We start from the raw sequence: 1,976 nt of genomic DNA on the forward strand, positions 1-1,976 counted from the left end.
GCACCCGAAAGCTTGGCAGGATCGATGAAATCTGAATCGAGAGGTTATTTTTCTTCATTCTAGCGCTGAATATCTTGCATTCTGCGGCCACCATGTCATCTCTAGCGCGCGGTTGGCACTCCCTGTGTTCGAGTGCCAAACTGGCTGCGAACGCGCCAGCCCCCGCCTGATTTAGGAGACCTGAGCATGGCGTTTCGTCCTCTTGGCGACCGCGTTGTCATCAAACGCGTAGAAGAAGAAGCAAGGACCAAGGGCGGGATCATCATTCCTGACACCGCCAAGGAGAAGCCGCAGGAAGGCGAGGTCGTCGCCGTCGGCCCGGGCGCTCGCGACGAGGATGGCAAGCGCATCCCCATGGATGTGAAGGCCGGCGACCGCATTCTTTTCGGCAAGTGGTCCGGCAGCGAAGTGAAGATCGACGGTGAGGACCTCCTGATCATGAAGGAGTCTGACATCCTCGGCGTCGTCGAGTCTCTCCCCGCCCAGGCCAAGGCCGCTTAGGCGGTTCGCCAGGCCCCTTTCAGTCCCTAGCTTCTTCGAAAGAGCAGGCAGATGGCCGCCAAACACGTTCACTTCTCCGCCGACGCACGCGACCGCATGCTGCGCGGCGTCAACATCCTCGCCAATGCGGTGAAGGTCACCCTGGGGCCCAAGGGCCGAAACGTGGTGATCGAGAAATCCTACGGCGCGCCCCGCTCCACCAAGGACGGCGTCACCGTCGCCAAGGAGATCGAACTCGAAGACAAGTTCGAAAACCTCGGCGCCCAGATGATCCGCGAGGTCGCCTCCAAGACCAGCGACAAGGCCGGCGATGGCACCACCACCGCGACCGTGTTGGCCCAGGCCATCGTGGTCGAGGGCTTGAAGTCGGTGGCCGCCGGCATGAACCCGATGGACCTCAAACGCGGCGTTGAAAAGGCCGTGGTCGCGGTGGTCGAGAGCATCAAGGCGTCCTCCCGCGAGGTCACCACCAATGCCGAGATCGCCCAGGTCGGCACCATCTCCGCCAACGGCGACACCGAAGTCGGTGAGATGATCGCCAAGGCTATGGAGCGGGTCGGCAATGAAGGCGTGATCACCGTCGAGGAGGCCAAGACCCTCGACACCGAGCTTGAGGTGGTCGACGGCATGCAGTTCGACCGCGGTTATCTTTCGCCGTACTTCATCACCAACGCCGACAAGATGGAGGTTGAGCTCGAAGAGCCCCTGATTCTGCTGTTCGAAAAGCGCCTATCATCGCTTCAACCGCTGCTGCCTCTGCTCGAAGCCGTGGTCCAGAGCGCCCGCCCGCTGCTGGTCATCGCCGAGGACATCGACGGTGAAGCCCTGGCCACTCTGGTGGTCAACAAGCTGCGCGGCGGTCTCAAGGTCGCGGCCGTCAAGGCTCCGGGCTTCGGCGATCGTCGCAAGGCCATGCTGGAAGACCTCGCCATCGTCACGGGCGGCCAGGTCATCTCCACGGAACTCGGCATCAAGTTGGAGAATGTCACCCTCGACATGCTCGGCAAGGCCAAGAAGGTCACCGTCAGCAAGGACGACACCACCGTGGTCGACGGTGCGGGCGACAAGACGGCGATCGAGGGCCGCATCGTTCAGCTCAAGGCGCAGATCGAGGACACCACCTCCGACTACGACAAGGAAAAGCTGCTGGAACGCCTGGCCAAGCTGGCCGGCGGCGTTGCGGTCATCAAGGTCGGCGGCTCAACCGAGGTCGAGGTGAGGGAACGCAAGGACCGCGTCGACGACGCCCTCAACGCCACCCGGGCGGCGGTCGAGGAAGGCATCGTACCCGGCGGCGGCGTCGCCCTGCTCAAGGCCTCCATGGCCCTGGACGACCTCAAGGGCCTCAACCCCGATCAGGACGCGGGCATCGCCATCGTGCGGCGCGCGCTTCAAGCTCCGATCCGCCAAATCTCCGAGAACGCTGGCGTGGAAGGCTCGATCGTCGTCAGCAAGGTGCTGGAGCACGCCTCGGC

2 protein-coding genes are annotated in these 1,976 nt (G+C 63.2%); both read left to right on the forward strand.

What is annotated here, in order from left to right:
* Window positions 1–186 precede the first annotated feature (186 nt).
* The gene (groES, locus tag Q8Q88_RS14590; RefSeq protein WP_305675915.1) at window positions 187–501 is read left to right on the forward strand and encodes a co-chaperone GroES; all 315 of its coding nucleotides are present in this window, start codon (window positions 187–189) and stop codon (window positions 499–501) included.
* Window positions 502–552: 51 nt separating this feature from the next.
* A partial coding sequence (gene groL, locus Q8Q88_RS14595) for a chaperonin GroEL (protein ID WP_305675916.1) occupies window positions 553–1,976 on the forward strand: 1,424 nt, incomplete at its 3' end.

The sequence above is a fragment of the Phenylobacterium sp. genome, from assembly GCF_030697925.1.
GTDB lineage: Bacteria > Pseudomonadota > Alphaproteobacteria > Caulobacterales > Caulobacteraceae > Phenylobacterium.